At 73.2% G+C, this 21,809-nt stretch carries 19 protein-coding genes and 1 pseudogene; 3 read left to right on the top strand and 17 right to left on the bottom strand.

Annotated elements, in window-relative coordinates; translation table 11 throughout:
- Positions 1-171: 171 nt before the first annotated feature.
- Both AB0F13_RS09740 and AB0F13_RS09735 read left to right on the top strand, forming a co-directional pair.
- Positions 172-1,152: an acyl-CoA desaturase gene (locus AB0F13_RS09740; protein ID WP_362077882.1), complete on the top strand. Its 981-nt coding sequence runs from the start codon at positions 172-174 to the stop codon at positions 1,150-1,152.
- A gap of 11 nt (positions 1,153-1,163) precedes the next feature.
- Positions 1,164-1,862 carry a TetR/AcrR family transcriptional regulator gene (locus tag AB0F13_RS09735; RefSeq protein WP_362077879.1) on the top strand — a complete coding sequence of 233 codons (699 nt, stop codon included), beginning with the start codon at positions 1,164-1,166 and terminating at the stop codon, positions 1,860-1,862.
- Positions 1,863-1,890: 28 nt separating this feature from the next.
- Here AB0F13_RS09735 and AB0F13_RS09730 read toward each other — a convergent pair.
- Positions 1,891-2,746: pseudogene (locus tag AB0F13_RS09730) on the bottom strand (trans-aconitate 2-methyltransferase).
- Positions 2,747-2,853: 107 nt separating this feature from the next.
- On the opposite strand from AB0F13_RS09730, the gene AB0F13_RS09725 reads away from it, so the two are divergent.
- Positions 2,854-3,351, top strand: a complete 498-nt coding sequence (locus AB0F13_RS09725) for a MarR family transcriptional regulator (protein ID WP_362077876.1) — start codon at positions 2,854-2,856, stop codon at positions 3,349-3,351.
- On the opposite strand, the gene AB0F13_RS09720 is transcribed toward AB0F13_RS09725, so the two are convergent.
- The 16 genes from AB0F13_RS09720 to AB0F13_RS09645 all read right to left on the bottom strand — a co-directional run bounded on the left by AB0F13_RS09720 (position 3,310) and on the right by AB0F13_RS09645 (position 21,751).
- The gene (locus AB0F13_RS09720) at positions 3,310-4,098 is read right to left on the bottom strand and encodes a response regulator transcription factor (RefSeq protein ID WP_362077873.1); all 789 of its coding nucleotides are present in this window, start codon (positions 4,096-4,098) and stop codon (positions 3,310-3,312) included. The two genes, AB0F13_RS09725 and AB0F13_RS09720, sit on opposite strands and share 42 nt — an antisense overlap.
- A gap of 366 nt (positions 4,099-4,464) precedes the next feature.
- On the bottom strand, positions 4,465-5,628 hold the full coding sequence (gene galK, locus AB0F13_RS09715) for a galactokinase (protein ID WP_362077870.1): 1,164 nt from the start codon (positions 5,626-5,628) through the stop codon (positions 4,465-4,467).
- Positions 5,625-6,602, bottom strand: coding sequence for a UDP-glucose 4-epimerase GalE (galE, locus tag AB0F13_RS09710; protein WP_362077867.1), 978 nt, complete (start codon positions 6,600-6,602; stop codon positions 5,625-5,627). Before galE ends, galK begins: the two co-directional genes overlap by 4 nt.
- Positions 6,599-7,672 (bottom strand): galactose-1-phosphate uridylyltransferase, encoded by a 1,074-nt coding sequence (gene galT, locus AB0F13_RS09705; protein ID WP_362077864.1) that lies wholly within the window; start codon positions 7,670-7,672, stop codon positions 6,599-6,601. Before galT ends, galE begins: the two co-directional genes overlap by 4 nt.
- A gap of 92 nt (positions 7,673-7,764) precedes the next feature.
- Positions 7,765-8,514 (bottom strand): LuxR C-terminal-related transcriptional regulator, encoded by a 750-nt coding sequence (locus tag AB0F13_RS09700; RefSeq protein WP_362077861.1) that lies wholly within the window; start codon positions 8,512-8,514, stop codon positions 7,765-7,767.
- A 236-nt stretch (positions 8,515-8,750) separates the two neighbouring features.
- The gene (locus AB0F13_RS09695) at positions 8,751-10,571 is read right to left on the bottom strand and encodes a PQQ-binding-like beta-propeller repeat protein (RefSeq protein ID WP_362077858.1); all 1,821 of its coding nucleotides are present in this window, start codon (positions 10,569-10,571) and stop codon (positions 8,751-8,753) included.
- 206 nt (positions 10,572-10,777) lie between these two features.
- Positions 10,778-12,586, bottom strand: a complete 1,809-nt coding sequence (locus tag AB0F13_RS09690) for an ABC-F family ATP-binding cassette domain-containing protein (RefSeq protein WP_362077855.1) — start codon at positions 12,584-12,586, stop codon at positions 10,778-10,780.
- Between the two features lie 84 nt (positions 12,587-12,670).
- Positions 12,671-14,029: an acyltransferase gene (locus AB0F13_RS09685; RefSeq protein ID WP_362077852.1), complete on the bottom strand. Its 1,359-nt coding sequence runs from the start codon at positions 14,027-14,029 to the stop codon at positions 12,671-12,673.
- Between the two features lie 172 nt (positions 14,030-14,201).
- Positions 14,202-15,116 (bottom strand): 4-(cytidine 5'-diphospho)-2-C-methyl-D-erythritol kinase, encoded by a 915-nt coding sequence (locus AB0F13_RS09680; protein ID WP_362077849.1) that lies wholly within the window; start codon positions 15,114-15,116, stop codon positions 14,202-14,204.
- Positions 15,113-15,994 (bottom strand): 16S rRNA (adenine(1518)-N(6)/adenine(1519)-N(6))-dimethyltransferase RsmA, encoded by an 882-nt coding sequence (gene rsmA, locus AB0F13_RS09675; protein ID WP_362077846.1) that lies wholly within the window; start codon positions 15,992-15,994, stop codon positions 15,113-15,115. The genes AB0F13_RS09680 and rsmA overlap by 4 nt, the downstream gene beginning before the upstream one ends.
- Positions 15,991-17,562, bottom strand: a complete 1,572-nt coding sequence (locus AB0F13_RS09670) for a ubiquitin-like domain-containing protein (protein ID WP_362077843.1) — start codon at positions 17,560-17,562, stop codon at positions 15,991-15,993. The genes rsmA and AB0F13_RS09670 overlap by 4 nt, the downstream gene beginning before the upstream one ends.
- 93 nt (positions 17,563-17,655) lie before the next feature.
- Positions 17,656-18,612 (bottom strand): TatD family hydrolase, encoded by a 957-nt coding sequence (locus tag AB0F13_RS09665; protein WP_362077840.1) that lies wholly within the window; start codon positions 18,610-18,612, stop codon positions 17,656-17,658.
- Positions 18,613-18,645: 33 nt separating this feature from the next.
- Positions 18,646-19,158 carry a hypothetical protein gene (locus AB0F13_RS09660; RefSeq protein ID WP_362077837.1) on the bottom strand — a complete coding sequence of 171 codons (513 nt, stop codon included), beginning with the start codon at positions 19,156-19,158 and terminating at the stop codon, positions 18,646-18,648.
- 186 nt (positions 19,159-19,344) lie between these two features.
- Positions 19,345-20,199, bottom strand: coding sequence for a 16S rRNA (cytidine(1402)-2'-O)-methyltransferase (gene rsmI, locus AB0F13_RS09655; RefSeq protein WP_362077835.1), 855 nt, complete (start codon positions 20,197-20,199; stop codon positions 19,345-19,347).
- An 84-nt stretch (positions 20,200-20,283) separates the two neighbouring features.
- Positions 20,284-20,754 carry a DUF6299 family protein gene (locus tag AB0F13_RS09650; protein ID WP_362077832.1) on the bottom strand — a complete coding sequence of 157 codons (471 nt, stop codon included), beginning with the start codon at positions 20,752-20,754 and terminating at the stop codon, positions 20,284-20,286.
- Between the two features lie 145 nt (positions 20,755-20,899).
- The gene (locus tag AB0F13_RS09645) at positions 20,900-21,751 is read right to left on the bottom strand and encodes a DMT family transporter (RefSeq protein ID WP_362077830.1); all 852 of its coding nucleotides are present in this window, start codon (positions 21,749-21,751) and stop codon (positions 20,900-20,902) included.
- Between the last annotated feature and the right edge of the window lie 58 nt (positions 21,752-21,809).

Raw genomic sequence — 21,809 nt, 5'->3', positions numbered from 1 at the left:
TCTGAGCACGTCTGGAGGGGTGGCGGACCGCGCTGTCCGACGTCCCCAGCATAGGTCTCCGCACGACGCGCGGTTGTCCACAGCCTCTTGCCCACCTGGTGCGCCCTGCCATACTTACGAAGCCGTAGGTTACGGAACCGTAGCCATGCTCCGAGCCCCATGAGGGAATCCATGACTGCAAGCCCCGACGTGATCGAAGATGCGCCGAAGGCCCAGGAGACTGTGCTGCCCGCCGGCACGCTGGGCAGCGACAGCAAGCGTTCGGTCGAGCAGATCACGCTGCTGCTCTTCATCGCCGTGCCGTTCGTCGCGCTGCTCGCGGCCGTTCCCTTGGCCTGGGGCTGGGGCGTGAGCTGGCTGGATCTGGGGCTGTTGGTGGCGATGTACTACATCGGCTGCCACGGCATCACGATCGGCTTCCACCGTTACTTCACGCATGGTGCGTTCAAGGCGAAGCGGCCGCTGCGGATCGCTTTGGCGGTCATGGGCTCGCTGGCGGTGGAGGGGCCGCTGGTGCGCTGGGTGGCCGACCATCGCAAGCACCACAAGTTCTCCGACGCGAAGGGTGACCCGCATTCGCCGTGGCGGTACGGCGAGAGTGTGCCGGCGCTGATGAAGGGGCTGTGGTGGGCCCATGTGGGCTGGATGTTCGATGAGGAGCAGACGCCGCAGCAGAAGTACGCGCCGGATCTGATCAAGGATTCGGCGGTCCGGGCGGTGTCGCGGCAGTTCGTGCTGTGGACGTCGGTCTCGCTGCTGCTGCCGCCGCTGGTCGGCGGGCTGGTGACGTGGTCGTGGCAGGGCGCCGTGACGGCGTTCTTCTGGGGTTCGCTGGTTCGGGTGGCGCTCCTGCACCATGTGACGTGGTCGATCAATTCGATCTGCCACGCCGTCGGCAAGCGTCCGTTCAAGTCGCGGGACCGTTCGGGCAACGTGTGGTGGCTGGCGGTGCTCTCGTGCGGTGAGTCCTGGCACAACCTCCACCACGCCGACCCGACGTCGGCGCGTCACGGCGTGCTGAAGGGGCAGCTGGATTCCAGTGCCCGGATCATCCGCTGGTTCGAGAAGGCGGGCTGGGCGTACGACGTGCGCTGGCCGGACGCGGAACGTATCGAGTCCCGGCGGCAGTCCGAGGGGTGCCCCCGGCGGTAGCCGGGGAAGGCATGATTGACAGCGTGGCGATCGAGAGCAGTACCACCGGTGACAAGGACCTGCCCCCTACGGCGGGGGGCAGGCGCGCGCGGCCCCGCCGGGTGCGGATGACCGGCGCGGAGCGCCGTGAGCAGTTGCTGGACATCGGTCGCACGCTCTTTGCCGAGCGGGGGTTCGAGGGCACGTCGGTGGAGGAGATCGCGGCGAAGGCCGGGGTCTCCAAGCCGGTGGTCTACGAGCACTTCGGCGGCAAGGAGGGGCTGTACGCGGTGGTCGTGGACCGGGAGATGCGGCAGTTGCTCGGCATGGTCACGGGCGCTCTGACGGCGGGGCACCCCAGGGAGCTGCTGGAGCAGGCGGCGTTCGCCCTGCTGGACTACATCGAGAAGTCCACGGACGGCTTCCGCATCCTGGTCCGTGACTCTCCCGTCGCGCAGTCGACGGGCACGTTCGCCTCTTTGATCAGCGACATCGCGACCCAGGTCGAGGACATTCTGGGCCTGGAGTTCAAGGCCCGTGGCTTCGACCCGAAGCTGGCCCCGCTGTACGCGCAGGCGCTGGTCGGCATGGTGGCGCTGACGGGCCAGTGGTGGCTGGACGTGCGCAAGCCGAAGAAGGCCGAGGTCGCGGCCCATCTGGTGAATCTGGCCTGGCACGGTCTGGACGGCCTGGAGCCGAAGCCGCGCCTGGTGGGACACCGCAAGAGCTGACGGCGGGGCTCACGGTTCCGGGCCTGCTTCAGCCGGTTCTGCGGGCCACCACGAACACCCGCCGGAACGCAAACGCCGTCCCGCCCGGCCCCGGCCGGATAGGCCTCCCGCAGCAGCGCCGCGTAGGTGCCGAGGAACTCCTCCGTGGCCGCGGGATCACCGGCGAGGCCGGTCAGGACCGGCCGCAGCCCCGTGCCCTTGATCCAGTCGAGGACCGGGTCCTCGCCCTGGAGCACATGGACGTATGTGGTCTCCCACGCGTCCACCTCGCAGCCGAGTGCCGTCAGCCGCTCCAGGTACTCCTCGGGCTTCAGGACGTCCACCGTCCGGTGGCCCGCCTCGCCGAGGCGGGCCCGCCAGCGGGGTGAGGCGCACAGCTCGCGCAGCAGCGCGTGGCTGGGAGCGCCGGAGTTGCCGGGTACCTGGAAGGCGAAGGTGCCGCCGTCGGCGAGAGCGTCCAGCCAGGCCGGGAAGAGGGCCGTGTGGCCCGGCACCCATTGCAGGGCCGCGTTGGAGACGATCAGGTCGTACCGCCGGCCGGCCTCCGTGGCCGGCGTCCAGTGGGCGAGGTCGGCGTGGACGAAGTCCAGGCGACCGCCGCCGATGGTCTCGCCCGCGTAGGACTCCGCCTCGCGCAGCATCGCCGCGGAGTTGTCGAAGCCCGTGATACGGGCCGTGGGCCAGCGCTCCGAGAGGAGCACCGTGGCATTGCCCGCGCCGCAGCCCAGGTCGGCGATGCGGGCGGGCCCGCGGCCCTGGGGTTGGTGCGCGGGCAGCTCGCCGACCCGGGCGAGCAGGTCATGAAAGGGTCGGGTCCGGGGCCCGCAGTGGCGGAGGTACTGCCGGGGGTCCCAGGTGGGTGCGGGGGTGGATGCGGCGTGCATGGCGAGGCCTCCCGGCGGATCCTGCGGATGTCGGCATCTCAGGATCTCCACACATTTATCTTGACGTCAAGAGACTTCATGTCGACACACCCTCTACACTGATCGTCATGGAGGACGAGGTCGATCGGCTGGTCGCAGCATGGCGCCGGGAGCGCCCTGACCTCGACGTGGAACCACTCGAGGTGCTCAGCCGGGTCAGCAGGCTCGCCCGGCACCTCGACCGTGCCCGGCGGATCGCGTTCGCCGAGCACGAGCTCGAGCCGTGGGAGTTCGACGTCCTGACCGCCCTGCGCCGCGCCGGGGCGCCCTACCAGCTCTCGCCGGGGCAGCTGCTGACCCAGACCCTGGTCACTTCGGGCACCATGACCAACCGCATCGACAGGCTCGCCAAGAAGGGCCTGGTCGAGCGCGAGCCCGACCCCACCGACCGGCGCGGTGTGCTCGTCCGCCTCACCGCCGAAGGGCAGGACCGCGCCGACCAGGCACTCGCCGGGCTGCTGGCCCAGGAGCACGCCATCCTCGCCGAGCTGTCCTCCGCCCAGCGCAGCGAACTGGCCGCTCTGCTACGCCAGTTGACCGCCCCGTTCGACAACGTCCCCGGCTAGGTCCACCGGGCCGACCCCGGCCCGGCGGGCCAGCGCGACGGCGGCCAGCGTGGAGTGCACGCCGAGCTTGCCCAGGACGTTCTGCATGTGGGTGCGGACGGTGTGCGGGGAGAGGTAGAGCCGCTCGGCAACGGCCTTGCGGCCGAGCCCGGCCACCATGCAGCGCAGCACCTCGCGCTCGCGCGGGGTGAGCGACTCCACCAGGCGCTCGCTCTCCGTGCGGTGCTTGCGCGCGGCCGTCAGCTCCCGCAGGACGCCCGTCAGCAGGGCGGGCGGCAGGTGCGTCTCGTCCCGCAGCACGCCCCGTATGACCGACAGCAGGCGCGAGAGCGAGCAGTCCTTGGCGACCCAGCCGCCGGCACCCGCCTGCAGCGCGGCCGCGGCCCGCCGTGGGTCGTCGCGCTCGGCGAGCACCACGGTCCGTACGCCCGGATGGCCCGAGCGCACCCTGGCCACCAGCGAGATGCCGTCCACCACACCCTCGCCCGGCCCCGAGCCGTCCTGGCCCGGACCACGGAGCTGGCCCGGCACCTGCACGACGTCCGAGCCGACCGTGCCGAGGTCGGCGTCGATCAGCAGGACGTCGAAGCGCCGCCCCTCAGCCGCCGCGCGCTCCAGTGCGCGCAGCGCCGCCGGTCCGCTGCCGGCCGCCGAGACGTCCACGTCCTGCTCGGCCGCGAGGGCGGCGGCGAGCGACTCGGCGAAGATGCGGTGGTCGTCGACCACCAATACCCGAATACGTGCCACAACCACCCCCATATCCCGGTAGGCAAGGGCAGTGCGGGTACGGCGCCCGAACCTGGGGCCGCCACACGCGCACGGCCGCCGCCGTGCCCTGACAACTACCCCACCCCGGGCGTCGTACCTGCCTGTCTCGCCCCCTGATCAGCGTCGGCCCCCACCGACGCTGTGCATCAGCGTACGGGCGGGGTCCGGCAACGGAAGCCGATTGGCAAAACTGCCTGACCCGGGTGTTTAAGGAGTGCTTTGTGTTCGGTATTGAGGCGCTGAGCGACTCGGAACGACGCGATGTGGTCCTCCCCCTGACCGAACCCTGACCGGCCCCTGACGAACCCCCGTCGGCGGGCACGCCGCTCGCGCCGTCGCCGGCGACTAGGCCACCCGCCGCGCGCCCGCCCCCGGCGCTACCGCGAAGACGTGCGGCGCGCGGTGGCCGGCGGCGGCGAAAGCACCGGTGACCGCCTTCTCCACCGCCCCGGCCGCCGCCTCCTCGGCCAGCACCACCGCCGAACCGCCGAAGCCCGCCCCGGTCATCCGGGCGCCCAGCGCGCCCGCCCCGGTCGCGGCCGCGACCGCCAGGTCCAGCTCCGGGCACGAGACGGCGAAGTCGTCGCGGAGCGAGGCGTGCCCGGCCGTCAGCAGCGGCCCCACCGCCCGGGCGTCACCGGCGTCCAGGAGGGCCGCCACGTCCTCGACACGGCGGTTCTCCGCCACGACGTGCCGCACCAGCACCCCCAGCTCCCCCGCGCCCGGGATGCCGGCCAATTCCTCCAGGGCGGCGGGCAGTTGCGCGTACGGCACGTCCCGCAGGGCGCGTACCCCTAGCGCCCGCGCGGCCGACTCGCACCCCGCGCGCCGCCGCGCGTACGCACCATCGCCCACCTGGTGTCCGACGCGCGTGTCGACGACCAGCAGGCGAAGGCCGTGGGCCGCAGGGTCCAGGGGGATCTGCCGCCGGGACAGGTCTCGGGTGTCCAGGCGCAGCACGTGCCCGTCGGCGCAGCACGCGGACGCGATCTGGTCCATGGCCCCGCAGGGGACGCCCACGAAGGCGTTCTCGGCGCGCTGTGCCAGCCGTGCCAGCTCGGGCCGGGCGAGCCCCAGCCCGTACAGGCCGTCCAGGGCGAGGGCCGTGGCGACCTCCAGGGCGGCGGAGGACGACAGCCCCGCTCCGGCGGGCACCTCGCTCTCGATGTGCAGGTCGGCGCCGGTGACGGCGTGACCGGCCTCGCGCAGCGCCCAGAAGACGCCCGCCGGGTACGCGGCCCAGCCCGCTGCCGCCCCCGGCACGAGCTCCGCCGCGGCCGCCTCGACGACCGCGCCCGGCGCGGCGGCCGAGTGCAGGCGCAGCCGGCCGTCGGTGCGGGCCCGGGCGGCCACCCGGGTCAGGTGGGGCAGGGCGAACGGCATGACGAAGCCGTCGTTGACGTCGGTGTACTCGCCGATGAGGTTGACGCGGCCGGGTGCCGCCCAGACCCCTTCGCAGGCGGTGCCGTGGACGGCACGGAAGACCCGGGCGGCCCGCCCGGTGCTCATGTGCGGGCCCGGGCGTCCCGGCGTGCGAAGTCCCAGGCGTCCTCGATGATCCCGGCCAGGTGGGGCCGGTTCGGCTGCCAGCCGAGCAGGCGCCCGGCCCGTGCGGCGGAGGCGACGAGGACGGCCGGGTCGCCGGGCCTGCGCCCGGCGGGCACCTCGGGGATGGGGTGGCCGGTGACCTTGCGGGCGGTCTCGATGACCTCGCGGACGGAGAAGCCGTTGCCGTTGCCGAGGTTGCAGATGATGTGCTCGCCGGGGCGGGCGGCGCCGAGGGCGAGGAGATGGGCCTCGGCGAGGTCGGCGACGTGGATGTAGTCGCGTACGCAGGTGCCGTCGGGGGTGGCGTAGTCGTCGCCGTAGACGGAGATCGCCTCGCGCTCGCCCAGCGCGACCTGGAGGATGAGCGGGATCAGGTGGGTCTCGGGCGCGTGCCGCTCACCGTGGCGGCCGTGCGCCCCGGCGACGTTGAAGTAGCGCAGGGAGACGGCGGCCAGGCCGTGGGCCGCGCACTCGCCGGTGATCATGTGGTCGGTGGCGAGCTTGGTGGCGCCGTAGGGGTTGGTGGGCGCGGTGGGGGCGTCCTCGGTGATGGGGACGGTGGCGGGCTCGCCGTAGGTGGCGGCGGTGGAGGAGAAGACGAGCCTGCGCACGCCCGCGTCCCGCATGGCCGCGAGCAGCTCCAGCGTGCCGCCGGCGTTGTTGCGCCAGTAGGTCTCCGGCCGGGCGACGGACTCCCCCACCTGCGAGAAGGCGGCGAAGTGCAGGACGGCGCCGTAGGAGCCGTCCAGCCACCGGTGGGCGTCCTGGATCCGTCCCTCGATGAAGCGGGCGCCGTCGGGGACGGCGTCGCGGTGGCCGGTGGAGAGGTCGTCGAGCACGGCCACTTCGTGCCCGGCGGCCAGCAGATGGGCGGCGACAACGCTGCCGATGTAGCCGGCGCCTCCGGTGACTAGGCATTTCGTGGTGCTGCTCATGCGCTCGCTACCTCTCGCAGTCGCCGGGCCGCGGCCTCGGGCGGCACGTCGTTGATGAACACGTTCATACCGGATTCCGAACCGGCCAGGAACTTCAGCTTCCCGGCAGTGCGGCGCACAGTGAAAACTTCGATGTGGAGGGCGAATTCATGCCGTTGGGGGTGGCGGAAGGGCGCCTGGTGCCAGGCGGAGATGTACGGCGTGGGCGGCCGTCCCGCAGTGCCCCCTTCCCCGCCTTCCCGCCCGTCGAAGATCCGGTCGAAGCGCCGCAGCACTTCCAGGTAGATGTGGGGGAAGTCGGCACGGGCACCGTCGTCGAGGGCGAGCAGGTCGGGCACCCTGCGCCGCGGGTAGAGGTGGACCTCGTACGGCCAGTGGGCGGCGTAGGGCACGAAGGCGGTCCAGTGCTCGCTCTCGAGGACGATCCGGCGGCCGTCGGCCCGTTCGCGGGCGACGGTGTGATCGAAGAGGTTGCTCTCGCCGCCGCGGTCGCGGTGGGCGGCGGCCGAGGCGAGCATGCGTTCGGTGCGGGGGGTGACGAAGGGGTAGGCGTAGATCTGCCCGTGCGGGTGGCCGAGGGTGACGCCGGTCTCCGGGCCGCGGTTCTCGAAGCAGAAGACCTGCTCGACGCCGGGCAGGGCGGCCAGTTCGGCGGTCCGGTCGGTCCAGGCGGCGAGCACGAGGGCGGCCCGGCCGGGGTCGAGAGCGGCGAAGGAGGCGTCGTGGTCGTCGGTGAAGCAGACGACCTCGCAGCGGCCGTGGTCGCCGGTGAACGAGGGGAAGCGGTTCTCGAAGACGACGACCTCGTACGCGGCGGCGGGGATCTCGGTGTGCCGGCCGTCGCGGGAGGGGCACAGCGGGCACTGTCCGGGCGGCGGGTGGTACGTGCGCGACTGGCGGTGGGAGGCGATGGCGACGCTGTCGCCGAGCAGCGGGTCGTGGCGGATCTCGCCGGTGGTCGTGGGCCGTTGGAGGGGCCGCTGGTCGACGGTGTCGCGCACGGCGTCGTCACGGGAGTCGTAGTAGAACAGCTCGCGGCCGTCCGCGAGCCGCGTCGCCGTCTTCTTCACGCCGCCCTCCTCACACACCCCCGCACACAACCGAACACAAGGAATCATGACCCGACATCGGGGTCAACAGTGCGTGAAGAGCGGCGGAAGAGTCATCCGGCCGTCGGCCGGGGGCCGCCCGGCGGGCCCACCGCGCCCGGGCCACGGGGCGGGCCGGCCCGGTCCGGCAGCGAGGCGCTGCCCGCGGCCCGGTCGAGCAGGCCCGTGCGCGCCGCGAGCGCAGCCGCCTCCAGCCGGGAGCCCACGCCCAGCTTCATCAGGACGCGCTGGACGTGGGTGCGGGCCGTGCTGGGCGCTATCCCCATGCCGGCCGCGATCAGGCGGGTGTCCTCACCCTCGGCGACCCGGACCAGGACCTCGACCTCGCGCGGGGTCAGCAGCTGCAGCAGCCGGGCCCCCTCGTCGTCCGGCTGGGCGGCGGGGTTGAGCAGCTCGGCGAAGGCCCCCTGCAGCAGCTGCGGGTCCACCGCGGCCTCGCCCGCCCGGGCCTTCATCATCGCCCGCTCGACGCCCTCGATGCGCTCGTTGTGGCGTACGTACCCGGAGGCGCCCGCGGCGAAGGCGGCCGCGATGCCCAGCGGGCTCGGCACCGGTCCGAGAACGACGACCGCGACCTGCGGGCGGTCCCGCTTGATGCGTACGACCGGGTCGAAGGCCCCCGGCTCGGCCGGGGTCGCGGTGCCCAGCAGGCACACCTCCGGGGCCCGGCTGATCACCAGGTCCGCCGCCCCGGCGCTGGGCGCCGCCGCGGCCAGCACGCGGTGGCCACGCAACTTCAGTGCCGAGGCGAGGGCCTCGGCCAGCAGCCGGTGGTCGTCGACCACCATGAGCCGCACGCCCATGCGCTAACCCCCTGTCGCCCGCTGCCGCCCACTGCCGCCCGCGCAGGTCTCCCCGGCACCCTCTTGCCCCGGAAGCTACACGCTTGTTCGACGTTCCGCGCCCCTTACCGGTGAGAAGTCCCCCGGAATGCCGAAATCCCTGCCAATCACGTGTACTTCGAGACTGAAACGGATCGTTCAGGCATGTACGCGCGACGGACAGGGATGCGGCTGGAGCGCTCGTCAAACGATCACTATCAGCTGCCGCCGAAGACCATCGTCAGGTACTCCTTGCCGAAGCTCACGGAGCTGGGCTTGCGGGCGTAGCTGCTGCCCAGATAGAGCCGCCCCTGGGACCACACGCCCCGGTGGAGGCCGGGCGTGAGGGTGCGCTCACTGTCGGCCGTGGCGGCCGGATTCTTCAGCAGCACATCGGTCTTGAACGACTTGGGATCGATCCGTACCACCTTGCCGCCCGCCTTGTAGGTGGGTTCCTGGTAGCCGATGGCGTATCCGTCCTTGTCGGCGCCCAGCGGGATCAGCGTGGAGCCGGGGAGGCCCTCGGCCTTGCCCTTGGACTGGCCGGTGGCCAGGTCGAAGCCGACCACCTCGTTGACGCGGCCGACCTGCTGGGCGTTGCCGCTCGCGTGCTCCTCGGAGGGGAGGTAGAGGGTGTCCTTGGTGATGGCCAGTTTCATGCAGCCCTCGACGTCGGTGGAGGGGCACTTCGGCGTGAACTTGCCGTTCTCCGTGGAGATCTTGGAGAGCAGCCTGGCCTCCTTGGCGCTGTCGTCGATCGCCATGAAGTCCGAGGCGCCGCTGCCCTTGCTGCCTCCGGCGTCGAGCGCGATCACCAGGGGGTCGGTGGAGGCGACGTGCACGTACTGGATGCCGGCGGGCACCTTGAAGACCGACTTGGGTGCGCCCGTGGCCGGGTCGAGGGTCTGCACCTGCATCTGCGGCCGCGAGTAATCGCCGCAGCGGCGGACCGCGACGAGCTTGGTGCCGCCGCCGTAGCCGTCGTCCCTGCAGTCGTCGCCGGGCTTGGGCTTCCACAGCTCCTTGCCGTCCAGCGACCAGGCGGCGCCGCCGCTGGTGCCGCCGGCGGCGACGGTGCCGCCGCCGATGGTGACCTCGTCGAAGCGGACGTCCTGGTCACCGGCCTTGGCGGACTTCTGCCAGAGCTTCTCGCCCTTGTTCAGGTCGAGGGCGACGACCTGGGTGCACTGGCCTGCGGCGGCCTTGTCCGCCTTGACGAGCACCGCGGTCTTGCCGTCGGCGGTGGTCTGCTGGGACGGCCAGCAGATCTCGCCGTCGAGCGGGATCTCCCACTTCTTCCCGCCGGACAGGCCATAGCCGACGATCTTGTACATGTCGACCTTGGCGAAGACCTGGTCCGTGGCCCACAGGCCCTTGACGCTGACGAGGTCGTCGGCCTTGGGCTGGTCGACGCTGAACAGCAGCTTGCCGTCGACGGGCTGGGGCGCCGGCTTGCCGCCGTCGGTGCCACCGCCCTGCTTGCCGCTCTCCTGGCCACCGGTCGTGCTCTTGGCCTCGTCGTCCTTGCCGCCGCCCTGGGTGGCGAACCAGACGCCGCCGCCGACGACCAGCGCCAACGCCACGACGGCGCTGACGATGATGGCCAGGCGCTGCTTGGACTTGCCGCTGCCGCCGTCACCGCCGGGCGCACCGCCGGGGAACTGCGCGGTGGGCGGGTACATGCCGTACTGCTGCGGCTGGGGCGGCTGGACCGCGCCGAAGGCCTGTGTGGCCATGTGCGGCTGCCCCGGGCCGCCCGGTCCCGGCTGGGCCGGGTAGCCGTAGCCGCCCGGCGGCGGGGCCTGGGGTGCCGCGCCCGGCGGGGGCGGCGGCGCCTGGGGGTAGCCGTACGCGGGGCCGGGCTGTCCCGGCGGCGGGGGCGGGGTCTGCGGGTAGCCGTACGCGGGCCCGGCAGCCGGGGGCTGGGCGGGCGGCGGGGCGCCGAAGCCGGGCGGCGGGTCCTGGGGCGCGCCGAAGCCTCCGCCGGGCCGGGCCGGAGGGCCCTGCGGTGGCTGGGGTGGCTGCGGCGGCTGTGACATCAGCTTTCCTCTTTACGCGCGGGTCCAGGGCATGAATCCGCATGAATCCGGCCAGTGTGCGGCAGGCGAGCGGGTGTTCTTTGTACCACCCGGTGCTGACAGCCCAAGGGCCGATCTCAGACGTATCCACCACCTGAGACCGGCCCGTGACGAGACTGTTGCGCCTGATGACGCCTTACGATCCGTCAGGCGCCACCGTCCCCGCCTCAGGCGTCCTCGGCCAGCTCCAGCCAGCGCATCTCCAGCTCCTCGCGCTCACCGGCCAGTTCCCGCAGCTCGGCGTCGAGCTTGGCGACCGCCTCGAAGTCGGTCGCCTGCCCGGCGATCCGCTCGTGCAGCTTGCTCTCCTGCTCGCTGATGCGGTCGAGCCGGCGCTCGATCTTCTGCAGCTCCTTCTTCGCCGCACGCGCGTCGGCGGCGCCGAGCTTCGCCTTCGCGGCGGACGCGTCCACGGCGGGGGCCGCGGGGGTCTCCGCCTCGATGACGCGCCGGCGGCGCTCCAGGTACTCGTCCAGGCCGCGCGGCAGCATCCGCAGCGCGCGGTCGCCGAGCAGCGCGAAGACGCGGTCGGTGGTGCGCTCGACGAAGTACCGGTCGTGGCTGATGACGACCATCGAGCCGGGCCAGCCGTCGAGCAGGTCCTCCAGCTGCGTCAGTGTCTCGATGTCGAGGTCGTTCGTCGGCTCGTCCAGGAAGAGGACGTTGGGCTCGTCCATCAGCAGCCGCAGGATCTGCAGCCGCCGCCGCTCACCGCCGGACAGGTCGCCGACGGGCGTCCACTGCTTCTCCTTGGTGAAGCCGAACTTCTCGCACAGCTGCCCGGCCGTCATCTCCCGGCCCTTGCCGAGGTCCACGCGGTCGCGCACCTGCTGCACGGCCTCCAGGACCCGCTTGGCGGGGTCGAGTTCGCCGACCTCCTGCGAGAGGTAGGCCAGCTTCACGGTCTTGCCGACGACGACCTTGCCCGCCGCGGGCTGCTTCTCACCGTCCGTACGGGCCGCCTCGGCGAGGGTGCGCAGCAGCGAGGTCTTGCCCGAGCCGTTGACGCCGACCAGGCCGATGCGGTCGCCGGGGCCCAGCTGCCAGGTCAGGTGCTCGATCAGGGCCTTCGGGCCGGCCTGGACGGTCACGTCCTCCAGCTCGAAGACGGTCTTGCCCAGACGCGAACCGGCGAACTTCATCAGCTCGGAACTGTCGCGCGGCGGCGGCACGTCCGCGATCAGCTCGTTCGCCGCCTCGATGCGGAAGCGGGGCTTGCTCGTACGGGCGGGGGCACCGCGCCGCAGCCAGGCCAGCTCCTTGCGCATCAGGTTCTGCCGCTTGGTCTCCTCGGTCGCGGCGATCCGCTCCCGCTCGGCCCGCGCGAAGACGTAGTCGCTGTAGCCGCCCTCGTACTCGTGCACCGCGCCGCGCTGCACGTCCCACATGCGGGTGCAGACCTGGTCCAGGAACCACCGGTCGTGCGTGACGCACACCAGCGCCGAGCGGCGCGTCTGCAGGTGCTGCGCGAGCCAGGAGATGCCCTCGACGTCGAGGTGGTTGGTGGGCTCGTCCAGGATGATCAGGTCCTGGTCGTCGATCAGCAGCTTCGCCAGCGCGATGCGGCGGCGCTCGCCGCCGGACAGCGGGCCGATGACGGTGTCCAGGCCCTGTGGGAACGCCGGCAGGTCCAGCCCGCCGAAGAGGCCGGTCAGCACGTCGCGGATCTTGGCGTCGCCGGCCCACTGGTGGTCGGCCATGTCGCCGATGACCTCGTGCCGCACGGTGGCGGCCGGGTCGAGGGAGTCGTGCTGGGTGAGGACGCCGAGCCGGATGTGGCCGGCGTGGGTGACGCGGCCCTTGTCGGCGTCCTCCAGCTTGGCGAGGATGCGGATGAGGGTGGTCTTGCCGTCTCCGTTGCGGCCGACCACGCCGATCCGGTCGCCCTCGTTCACCCCGAGGGAGATGCCGTCGAGCAGTGCACGGGTGCCGTACACCTTGTCGACGGCTTCCAGATTGACCAGGTTGGCTGCCATGCCGCTCCTTGCTCTATGGGACTGACTCCAGGATCCCATGGCCGGCCGGGGCCCCGGACCGGGCGGTGGCCGCGCTGCCCACGGCTACCCGCGGCGCCTCGTTCCGCCCGCCGTCTCCACCAGGAGCCAGCCGCCCGCGGCCATGAGCACCGCGGCCGGTGCGGTGATCCGCACGGCGACGAGGACGGCCGTGCGGCCCTGAAGGAGCCCGCCGAAGCCGACCATCGACAGGCCGAGGACGCCGAAGAGGGCGAGCGTGACGCCCAGCGCCGCGGCCGGCCCGGACAGCCGCCGGGCGCCGGGAGCGCCCGCGCCGGCCCTGCCGGCGGCCGCTGGCCGCTCCGCGCCGCGGAAGACGGCGACGAGCACGGCCGTGAGGGCCGCGGCGGCGGCGATACGGACCGGGGCCTGCGCCCACCACGCGGGGCCCGCGGGGGCGGCCAGGGGCACGTCGAGGGCGAGCAGCGTCCCGTACACGCCGAGCATGGCGGTCAGGTGCCACAGGAAGGCGGTCATGGCGATGCCGTTCGCGGCGACCACGCCGCGCCATACGCGCGGGCGGGCGACGAGCCGGGCGCCGGGGCCGCGCAGCAGCTCGACGGCGCCCACCAGCCACATGCCGTGGCACAGCAGGGCGGCGGTCGGCGGCGCCATGTTGCTGACCTTCTCCCCCGGCATGCCGACCATCGACAGCGGGTACGGGCCCAAGGCCACCAGCGCGGCGGCACCGGCCAGGCCGGCGGCGGCCAGCGCGGCGGGGACCCGCGGCCGCCGCAGCCGCCCGTCCGCCCGCAGGAACCCCAGCTGGTGCACGGCCAGCCAGACGAACGCGAAGTCGGCGAACTCCACGTACGGCACCCCGGCCGCGAAGCGCAGCACGTCAACGGTGCCCGCCGCCACGGCAAGTGCGGCGAACGCGCCCCAGCCGTAGCGTTCGTGGAGGCGCAGCAGCGGCGGGGTGAAGGCGACCATCGCCAGGTAGATGCCGATGAACCACAGGGGCTGGGCGACGAGCCGCGCGGCCACGTCCGTCAAGGTGCCGCCGCTGCCGAGGAGTTGCACGGCGAGGGCTCCGGCGCCCCAGACGGCGATGAAGACCATCGTGGGCCGCAGCAGCCGCTGCAGCCTGGCCCGCAGGAACGCGGCGTAGGCGGGGCCACCGGCCCGGCGCGTCAGGGAGCGGTAGGACAGGGCGTGCGAGAAGCCGCCGACGAAGAAGAACACCGGCATGATCTGCAGCACCCAGGTCAGGAGCTGCAGCCGGGGCTCCACGGCGAGGAGGTTGCCGACCTCGGCCCGGCCGTCCCGCACGGTCACGGCGGCCATCAGCCAGTGGCCGAGGACGACGGTGCCGAGGGAGGCGACGCGTAGGAGGTCGATGTAGCGGTCGCGCGTCGCGGGTGTCGCTGCCGCGACATCTCGCGCGCTGGTGTTCGAGGCCATGCGCGCACCCTGACGCACGGCGCCGGCTGCCCACCAGGGCGGGGGTGGGTACTTTTCCCCGGTCCCGCCCCTTCCCGTAACCGGGGCTCCGCCCCGGACCCCGGTCCTCGCCGGACGGGCTGCAATTGCAGCCCGTCCGGCGATTGAGGACAAGAAACGGTGAAAGGGCGGGTCAGGGGAGAGAAACCACCGTCGCACCCGCTGCCGGGCCGGCGGTGACGCGTACCGCCCGGCACGTCCCGGAGGACCGCAGCACGTCGGCGACCTTCTCCGCCTCCTCCGGGCCGGCCACCAGGAAGGCCGTCGTCGGGCCGGAACCCGAGACCATCGCCGCGAGGGCGCCCGCCCCCGAGCCTGCCGCCAGCGTCGCGGCCAGCGACGGCCGCAGGGAGACGGCGGCGGCCTGCAGGTCGTTGCTCGCGGCGGCCGCGAGAGCCACCGCGTCACCGGCCGCGAGGGCGGCCGGCAGCGCGGCCGACGGCTCGGGGTCCGCGATGTCCGACGCACCCGCACCGCGCAGCCGGTCGCACTCGGCGTACACCGCGGGCGTGGACAGGCCACCGTCGGCGACGGCGAAGACCCAGTGGAAGGTCCCGCCGGTCTCCAGCGGGGTCAGCAGTTCGCCGCGGCCGCGCCCGAGCGCGGCTCCGCCGACGAGGCTGAAGGGGACGTCGCTGCCCAGTTCGGCGCAGATCTCCAGCAGTTCCTCGCGGGAGGCGCCGGTGCCCCACAGGGCGTCGCACGCGAGGAGGGCGCCCGCGCCGTCCGCGCTGCCGCCGGCCATGCCGCCGGCCACCGGGATGTCCTTGGCGATGTGGATGTGAACGTTCGCCTCGCGCCCGTGCCGGGCCGCGAGGGAGAGGGCGGCGCGGGCGGCGAGGTTGGTGCGGTCCAGGGGGACCTGGCCGGCGTCGGGTCCGGAGCAGGTGATGCGCAGCTCGTCGGCGGGGGCGACCGTGACCTCGTCGTACAGGCCGACGGCGAGGAAGACGTTGGCCAGGTCGTGGAAGCCGTCGGGCCGCAGCGGGCCGACGGCGAGCTGGACGTTGACCTTGGCGGGTACGCGAACCGTCACGGCGGCGGTCACTGCGTGGCGCCCTTCTGCTCGGCGATGGCGACGAACTCGTGCACGGTCAGCGCCTCGCCCCGGGCCTGCGGCGAGACGCCCGCCGCGACCAGGGCGGCCTCGGCGGCGGCGGCGGACCCGGCCCAGCCGGCCAGTGCGGCGCGCAGCGTCTTGCGGCGCTGGGCGAAGGCGGCGTCCACGACGGCGAAGACCTCTTCCCGCGTGGCCGTGGTCTCGATGGGCTTGTCGCGCCGTACGAGGGAGACGAGGCCGGAGTCGACGTTCGGGGCGGGCCAGAAGACGTTGCGGCCGATGGCACCGGCCCGCTTGACCTCGGCGTACCAGTTGGCCTTGACGGAGGGCACGCCGTAGACCTTGTTGCCGGGCGCGGCGGCGAGCCGGTCGGCGACCTCGGCCTGGACCATCACCAGCGTGCGCTCGATGGTGGGGAACTGCTCCAGCATGTGCAGCAGCACCGGCACGGCGACGTTGTACGGCAGGTTGGCGACGAGCGCGGTGGGCGGCGGGCCCGGCAGCTCGGTGACGCGCATGGCGTCGCTGTGCACGAGCGCGAAGCGGTCGGCGCGGGCGGGCATGCGCGCGGCGATGGTGGCGGGCAGAGCGGCAGCGAGGACGTCGTCGATCTCGACGGCCGTGACCCGGTCGGCGGCCTCCAGCAGGGCCAGGGTCAGCGACCCGAGCCCCGGCCCGACCTCGACGACGACGTCGTCGGGCCGCACTTGTGCGGTCCGTACGATGCGCCGGACGGTGTTGGCGTCGATCACGAAGTTCTGGCCGCGCTGCTTGGTGGGGCGGACCCCGAGGGCGGCGGCCAGTTCGCGGATGTCGGCCGGGCCGAGCAGGGCGCCGGAATCGTCTGTGCTGGGGCTGGAGCTCACCCGTGAAGTTTACGGCCGCACACGGGCCACGGACTCGCCCCCCGGCTGATGTACAGCTTCTTGGCCCGGAAGGTCTGCTCCTGGGCGGAGGCATCCTGCGGCCGGCCGCTGCCGCCGAGGGAGTGCCAGGTGCGCACGTCGAACTGGTACAGGCCGCCGTACGTGCCGGACGCGTCGACGGCGTTGGGGCGCCCGCCGGCCTCGCAGTGGGCGAGCCCGGACCAATTCAGGCCGTCCGTGCCCTGTACGGAGGTGGGCCGGGCCTTCGTGCCGACCTTCACGATCTCGGTGCGGGGTTGCCTGACGGTCTCGGAGGAGATCCGCTTGGGCTTCTGCCGCACCCCGTTGACGGTCCGCAGCTCGTAGGTGACGCGCTCGACGCCCTTCTCGCCGCGCTGTACGACGGCCTCGGTGCCCTGGTGGAGCGTGGGGTCCTCGCGGCGCTCGGTGGTGAAGCCGATGGGCTCCTCGCGGACCTCCCGGCCGCCGGTGATGCGCATGACGGAGATCGTCTGGCCCTCGCGCGGGAAGCTGCCGGGGTCGATGGAGGTGGTGTCCTGGCCGCGCAGGGTGATGCCGGCCTGTTCGATGGCCTCGCGGACGGTGGCGGCGTTGGTGCGGACGGTGCGTTCACGGCCGTCGGCCATGAAGGTGACGCTGCGCTCGGTGCGTACGTGCAGGTCGAAGCCCTGGCGCCCGATGCGTGCGGAGCGGGAGGCGGAGAGGTAGGCGCCCTCGGCGCGCACGCCGAGCTGGCGCAGCGCGCCGTCGACGGTGCGGGCGGTGGTCCACACCTGGCGGCGCTCGCCGTCGAGGGTGAGGGCGACGGGGCGGCCGTAGCGGATGATGACGCGGTCGCCGGAGGCCAGGTCGTGGTGGGGGCCGGGGGCGACGATGTCGTGCTCGCCGACCTTCATGCCCTCGTCGGCCAGCAGCTCCTCGACGTCGTCGGCGAAGGTGTGCAGTGTGCGGGCCCTGCCGTCGACGCTGAGCTGGACGGACTTGTCGCTGGCGATGAAGGCGGAGGTGCCGCCGGCGAGGAAGGCCACGACGAGGGCCTGCGGGAGCAGCCGGCGCAGCGGCTCGGTCCGCTCGCGGGCGGTGGTGCGCTTGCGCCGGTCGGCGGCCCGGCGGTCCTCCGCGGCGGCCCGGCGCGCGGCGGCCCGGCCGCCGGTGTCGGGCAGGGCACCGGGCGCCCGGCCGGGCTCCTGACCGGTGTCCCGGCCACCGGCGTGGCCGGCGTCCACGGGGCCGGGCGGCTCGTAGGGGCCGGCGTAGGGATTGCCGTCGCGGGGCCCGTCGTGGGGCGGCGGGCCGGCGTAGGGGCCGGCGTGCGGGTCGGCGTGCCGGGCGGGGGTGGCGGCCTGGCGGGGCAGCTGCGGCTGCCCGAAGGGCTCGTACGCCTCGTAGGGCAGCTCGTGGGGCGGCTCGTAGGTCTGGTACGGCTCGTACCGCGCGTACGGCTCGTGGGAACCGTACGGATCGTGCCGCGCGTACGGCTCGTACGGCGGCGGCGTCTCCGTCGCGGCGCGGGGTGCAGCGTGGGGGCTGCCCTGTGCATGACTCACGACACTCCATGGGTCCGGCTAGGCCCGGGACTGTAGCGGAGCCGCCATCACCCACCAAAGTCGTATGGTCACAGGGTGTCGCGAAATAAGGGGTCAGTACCCGAAAGCGCGTGCGGTATTCGCAGCGACCGCCGTGGCCAGGGCGTCCTCGCCGATGTCCTTCACTTCGGCCATCGCGCGCAATGTGACCGGAATGAGGTAAGGCGCATTGGGCCGTCCGCGATACGGCATCGGTGTCAGGAAGGGTGCGTCGGTCTCGACGAGGATCAGGTCGAGGGGGGCGACGGCGAGGGCGTCGCGCAGCGGCTGGGCGTTCTTGAAGGTGATGTTTCCGGCGAACGACATGTAGTAGCCGGCGGCCGCGCACACCTCGGCCATCGCGGCGTCCCCGGAGTAGCAGTGGAAGACGACGGTCCCGGGCGCGCCCTCCTCCTCCAGGATGCGCAGGACGTCCTCGTGGGCGTCGCGGTCGTGAATGACCAGGGCCTTGCCGTGGCGCTTGGCGATGTCGATGTGGCGCCGGAAGGACCGTTCCTGGGCCGCCGTGCCCTCGGGGCCGGTACGGAAGCGGTCGAGGCCGGTCTCGCCGACGCCCTTGACCTGGGGGAGGGCGGCGAGGCGGTCGATCTCCTCGAGCGCGGCGTCCAGGGCGGCGTCGCCGCCGGGCTCACGGGCGCCCTGCCGCGACCAGCCGTCGGGGTCGCCGAGGACGATACGGGCGGCCTCGTTCGGGTGCAGGGCCACCGTGGCCCAGACGGCGTCGTGGGCGGCGGCCGTCTCGGCCGCCCAGCGGGAACCGGCCAGGTCGCAGCCGACCTGGATCACCGTGGTGACCCCGACGGCCGCGGCCTTGGCGAGGGCGTCCTCCACGCTGTTACCGGGGGCGCCTCCCAGCGTGGACTGGGGGAGCATGTCGAGGTGGGTGTGGGAGTCGGCGACCGGCACGTTCAGCGGCGCCGGAGGCGGCGGGGGGACGTTCCTGTCGTCGCTCTTCTTCCGCCCGCCGTCTTCCGGACCGCCGCTGTTCGATGCTGTCGCCTGTGCCGCCATGCACGCGATTCTAGGGAGCGCGTGCCGCGGAGCTCACTTCCGGTGGAAGGGCTTGAGCAGATCCGAGAGGTGCCAGTGGTGCTCCCGGGGCTCCGGCTCGTCCGTCTCGCGCCCCGCCTGGTGCCGCCCGTGCCGGGTCTTCGCCTCGCGCGGCTCGCGGGAACCGCCGATCTGCAGCGGTCCGGCGGCCGCCTGCATGGTGGCGGGTACGACGGTGCGTCCGGACAGGTGCAGGGCGTCGGCGATGACGGACACCTGCCCGGAGCGCATGATGCGCACCACGTGCTCGCCACAGTTCACGCAGGTCGGGCGGGACAGCGGGGACGGTACGCGCTCACCGTCCGCGTAGTACAGGACGAAGGGCCGGCCTTCCGCGTCGGTGTGGTGCCGTATTTCGTACGACTGCTCCCAGCCGTGCCCGCACCGCATGCAGGCGAAGGCATAGGACTCGTGCGCCGCCTCGAACGCCGGCGCACTGTGCTGGGGGATGGTGTGCGTACGCGTCGCGGGTTGTGCACCGCTCGAAGCTCCTGCGGTCTCGCTCATGGCAGCTCCTCTTGTCCGCTGGACAAGTCTCTCCGGGACCGGACGTCCCACAACCAGAGAACGCCCATCCCGGCGATGACGCAGCAGCCTCACCCGCGAATTGGTGCAAACTTGGCGGCTTCATGCCCTGAGGACCCGGCTGCCATGCCCAAGCTTTGCTTTTCAGGTTAGCCCTTTACCTTACGATCAGTCCGACTGTGCGGCATTTTTTGCCGCTACGACCGCATCGAAGACCTCGCGCTTGGGTAGGCCTGCTTCCGCAGCCACGGCCGCGATCGCCTCCTTGCGGCGCTCCCCCGCCTCCTCCCGGACCCGCACGCGGCGGACCAGCTCGGCCGGGTCCAGTTCCTGCGGGCCGCGCTCGGCGGCGCCCTCGACGACGATCGTGATCTCGCCGCGCACGCCCTCGGCGGCCCACTCGGCCAGCTCCTTGAGCGGGCCGCGCTTGACCTCCTCGTACGTCTTGGTCAGCTCCCGGCACACGGCGGCACGGCGGTCCGCGCCGAACACCTCGGCCATCGCGGCGAGCGTGTCGTCGAGCCGGTGCGGGGCCTCGAAGTAGACGAGGGTGCGCCGTTCGCCGGCCACCTCCCGCAGCCTGCCGAGCCGCTCCCCCGGCTTGCGCGGCAGGAAGCCCTCGAAGCAGAACCGGTCCACGGGCAGCCCCGAGACCGCCAGCGCCGTGAGCACCGCCGAAGGCCCCGGCACGGCCGTGACCTTGATGCCCTGTTCGACGGCGGCCGCGACCAGCCGGTACCCGGGGTCGGACACGGACGGCATGCCGGCGTCCGTGACGAGCAGCACCCGCGCCCCGCCCAGCAGGGCCTCGACCAGCTCGGGCGTACGGGCCGACTCGTTGCCCTCGAAGTACGAGACCACGCGGCCGGTGGTGTGCACCCCCAGCGCCTGCGTCAGGCGGCGCAGCCGCCGGGTGTCCTCGGCGGCGATCACCTCGGCGGCGCCGAGCTCGGTGGCCAGCCGTGGGGGTGCGTCGGCCACGTCGCCGATGGGGGTTCCTGCGAGTACGAGCGTTCCAGTCACGCCTCCATCCTCGCAGGGCCGCGGCGCCCGCAGCGCGGGGGCGGGGCGCGGGGGGCGCAGCGCGGGGCCGCCGGGGCACGGCGGCTAGGGACCGGCGACGAGGGTGACGTCCCGCTTCGAGGCGACGGCGAGGAAGTGCGGCAGGAGGATCCCGTGCTTGTCCTTCCTGAGCTGCAGCAGCGTGCCGTCGGCCCGCGCGGGCCCCGGCCGGTACTCCTCGCGGCCGGGGCGCGCGGAGTTGCGCCACTTGTGCACGTCACCGTCGCACAGCGCCCTGCTGCCGCCGATGCTGTCGGCCCGGCCGCCTTGCCTGAGGTTGCCGGCGACGAACACGGTGCCCGCCGGGACTCCGCGCAGCAGGGTGCAGCGGTAGGTGCCGGTCATGCTGATGGTCCCGTCCGGGGCGATGTGAACGGTGCGGTCGATGGTGATGTTGTTGCGGGGTGGCGGCGGGGGCGCGGCGGCGGCTTCGGGGACGGACGCGGGGGCGGTGACGGTCAGGGCGGCGGTGGCGATCGCGGTGACGGCGGCGCCGATGGCCTCTCGGATGCGCATGCGGTGTCGGTATCCCTCCGTCTAGCTCCGTAAAGGATGAAGCGCCAGGGATACCGGAATCAGCGGCCGAGGTGTCCGAGCGTCACCCGGTCGGGGGCGCGTCAGAATGACGCCGCGGGCGCGTCAGGATCGCGTCGGGGCACGCTCAGCCCGCGTGCAGCATCAGGCCGATGCCGGCCACCATGAGCACGGCCGCCGCGATCCGGGGCGCGCCGAAACTCTCCTTCATCAAGACCGCGCCGATCGCCGCGCCCACGATGATGGACGACTCGCGCAGCGCCGCGACCGGGGCGAGCGCCGCCCGCGTCTGCGCCCACAGCACCAGCCCGTACGCGAACACCGACAGCAGCCCGCCGAGAAGCCCCCGCACGGCGAACGGGCGCAGCTGCCCGAGGAGGCGGCCGCGCCGGGCGGCCAGGGCCCACAGGGGAATCACGAGCCCCTCCAGGACCATCAGCCAGCCGATGTAACCCAGCGGCGAGCCGGAAGCCCGTACCCCCAGGCCGTCGACGACCGTGTACGAGGCGATGGCCAGCCCCGTCGCGACGGCCGCGCCGACCGCCGCCCACTGCGGCCGCGCGCCCGACCCCCGGATCCCCCACAGCGCGAGCCCGACCAGCCCCGCCGAGGCCACCGCGACACCCGCCAGCTGCCATCCGCCGGGCAGCTCACCGGCGAACACCGCCGCCAGGACGGTCACGGCCAGCGGCGCGGTGCCCCGCGCGATCGGGTACATCTGCCCGAAGTCGCCGAGCGTGAACGACCGCATGAGCAGGCCCTGGTAGACGATGTGCAGCACGGCCGAGGCGACCAGGTACGGCCACGCCCCCGCGGCGGGCTGCGCCACGAACGGCAGCACCATTGCCCCGCAGACCACGCCCCCGCCACCCACCAGCGTGAAGGCGATGAGCTGGTCCTTGATGCCGTGCGCGATGGCGTTCCAACTGGCGTGGGTGACGGCGGCGATGAGGACGGCGGCGGCGACCAGCGGCGTCATGCGCGGCGCCCGCGCGCGCCCGGGCCCACGAGCCCGCGTATGTGTACCGGGGTGCTCA

This window comes from Streptomyces sp. NPDC026206 (assembly GCF_040638465.1).
GTDB lineage: Bacteria > Actinomycetota > Actinomycetes > Streptomycetales > Streptomycetaceae > Streptomyces.
Note: the sequence above shows the minus strand (reverse complement) of the source record. Positions and strands in the feature narration are given on the sequence as shown.

Excerpts from the sequence above, each read along its gene's own strand:
- AB0F13_RS09740 (WP_362077882.1), top strand. The coding sequence starts at position 172 with ATGACTGCAAGCCCCGACGTGATCGAAGATGCGCCGAAGGCCCAGGAG.
- AB0F13_RS09735 (WP_362077879.1), top strand. The coding sequence starts at position 1,164 with ATGATTGACAGCGTGGCGATCGAGAGCAGTACCACCGGTGACAAGGAC.
- AB0F13_RS09725 (WP_362077876.1), top strand. The coding sequence starts at position 2,854 with ATGGAGGACGAGGTCGATCGGCTGGTCGCAGCATGGCGCCGGGAGCGC.
- galK (WP_362077870.1), bottom strand. The coding sequence starts at position 5,628 with ATGAGCACCGGGCGGGCCGCCCGGGTCTTCCGTGCCGTCCACGGCACC.
- galE (WP_362077867.1), bottom strand. The coding sequence starts at position 6,602 with ATGAGCAGCACCACGAAATGCCTAGTCACCGGAGGCGCCGGCTACATC.
- AB0F13_RS09700 (WP_362077861.1), bottom strand. The coding sequence starts at position 8,514 with ATGGGCGTGCGGCTCATGGTGGTCGACGACCACCGGCTGCTGGCCGAG.
- AB0F13_RS09695 (WP_362077858.1), bottom strand. The coding sequence starts at position 10,571 with ATGTCACAGCCGCCGCAGCCACCCCAGCCACCGCAGGGCCCTCCGGCC.
- AB0F13_RS09690 (WP_362077855.1), bottom strand. The coding sequence starts at position 12,586 with ATGGCAGCCAACCTGGTCAATCTGGAAGCCGTCGACAAGGTGTACGGC.
- AB0F13_RS09685 (WP_362077852.1), bottom strand. The coding sequence starts at position 14,029 with ATGGCCTCGAACACCAGCGCGCGAGATGTCGCGGCAGCGACACCCGCG.
- AB0F13_RS09665 (WP_362077840.1), bottom strand. The coding sequence starts at position 18,612 with ATGGCGGCACAGGCGACAGCATCGAACAGCGGCGGTCCGGAAGACGGC.
- AB0F13_RS09660 (WP_362077837.1), bottom strand. The coding sequence starts at position 19,158 with ATGAGCGAGACCGCAGGAGCTTCGAGCGGTGCACAACCCGCGACGCGT.
- AB0F13_RS09650 (WP_362077832.1), bottom strand. The coding sequence starts at position 20,754 with ATGCGCATCCGAGAGGCCATCGGCGCCGCCGTCACCGCGATCGCCACC.
- AB0F13_RS09645 (WP_362077830.1), bottom strand. The coding sequence starts at position 21,751 with ATGACGCCGCTGGTCGCCGCCGCCGTCCTCATCGCCGCCGTCACCCAC.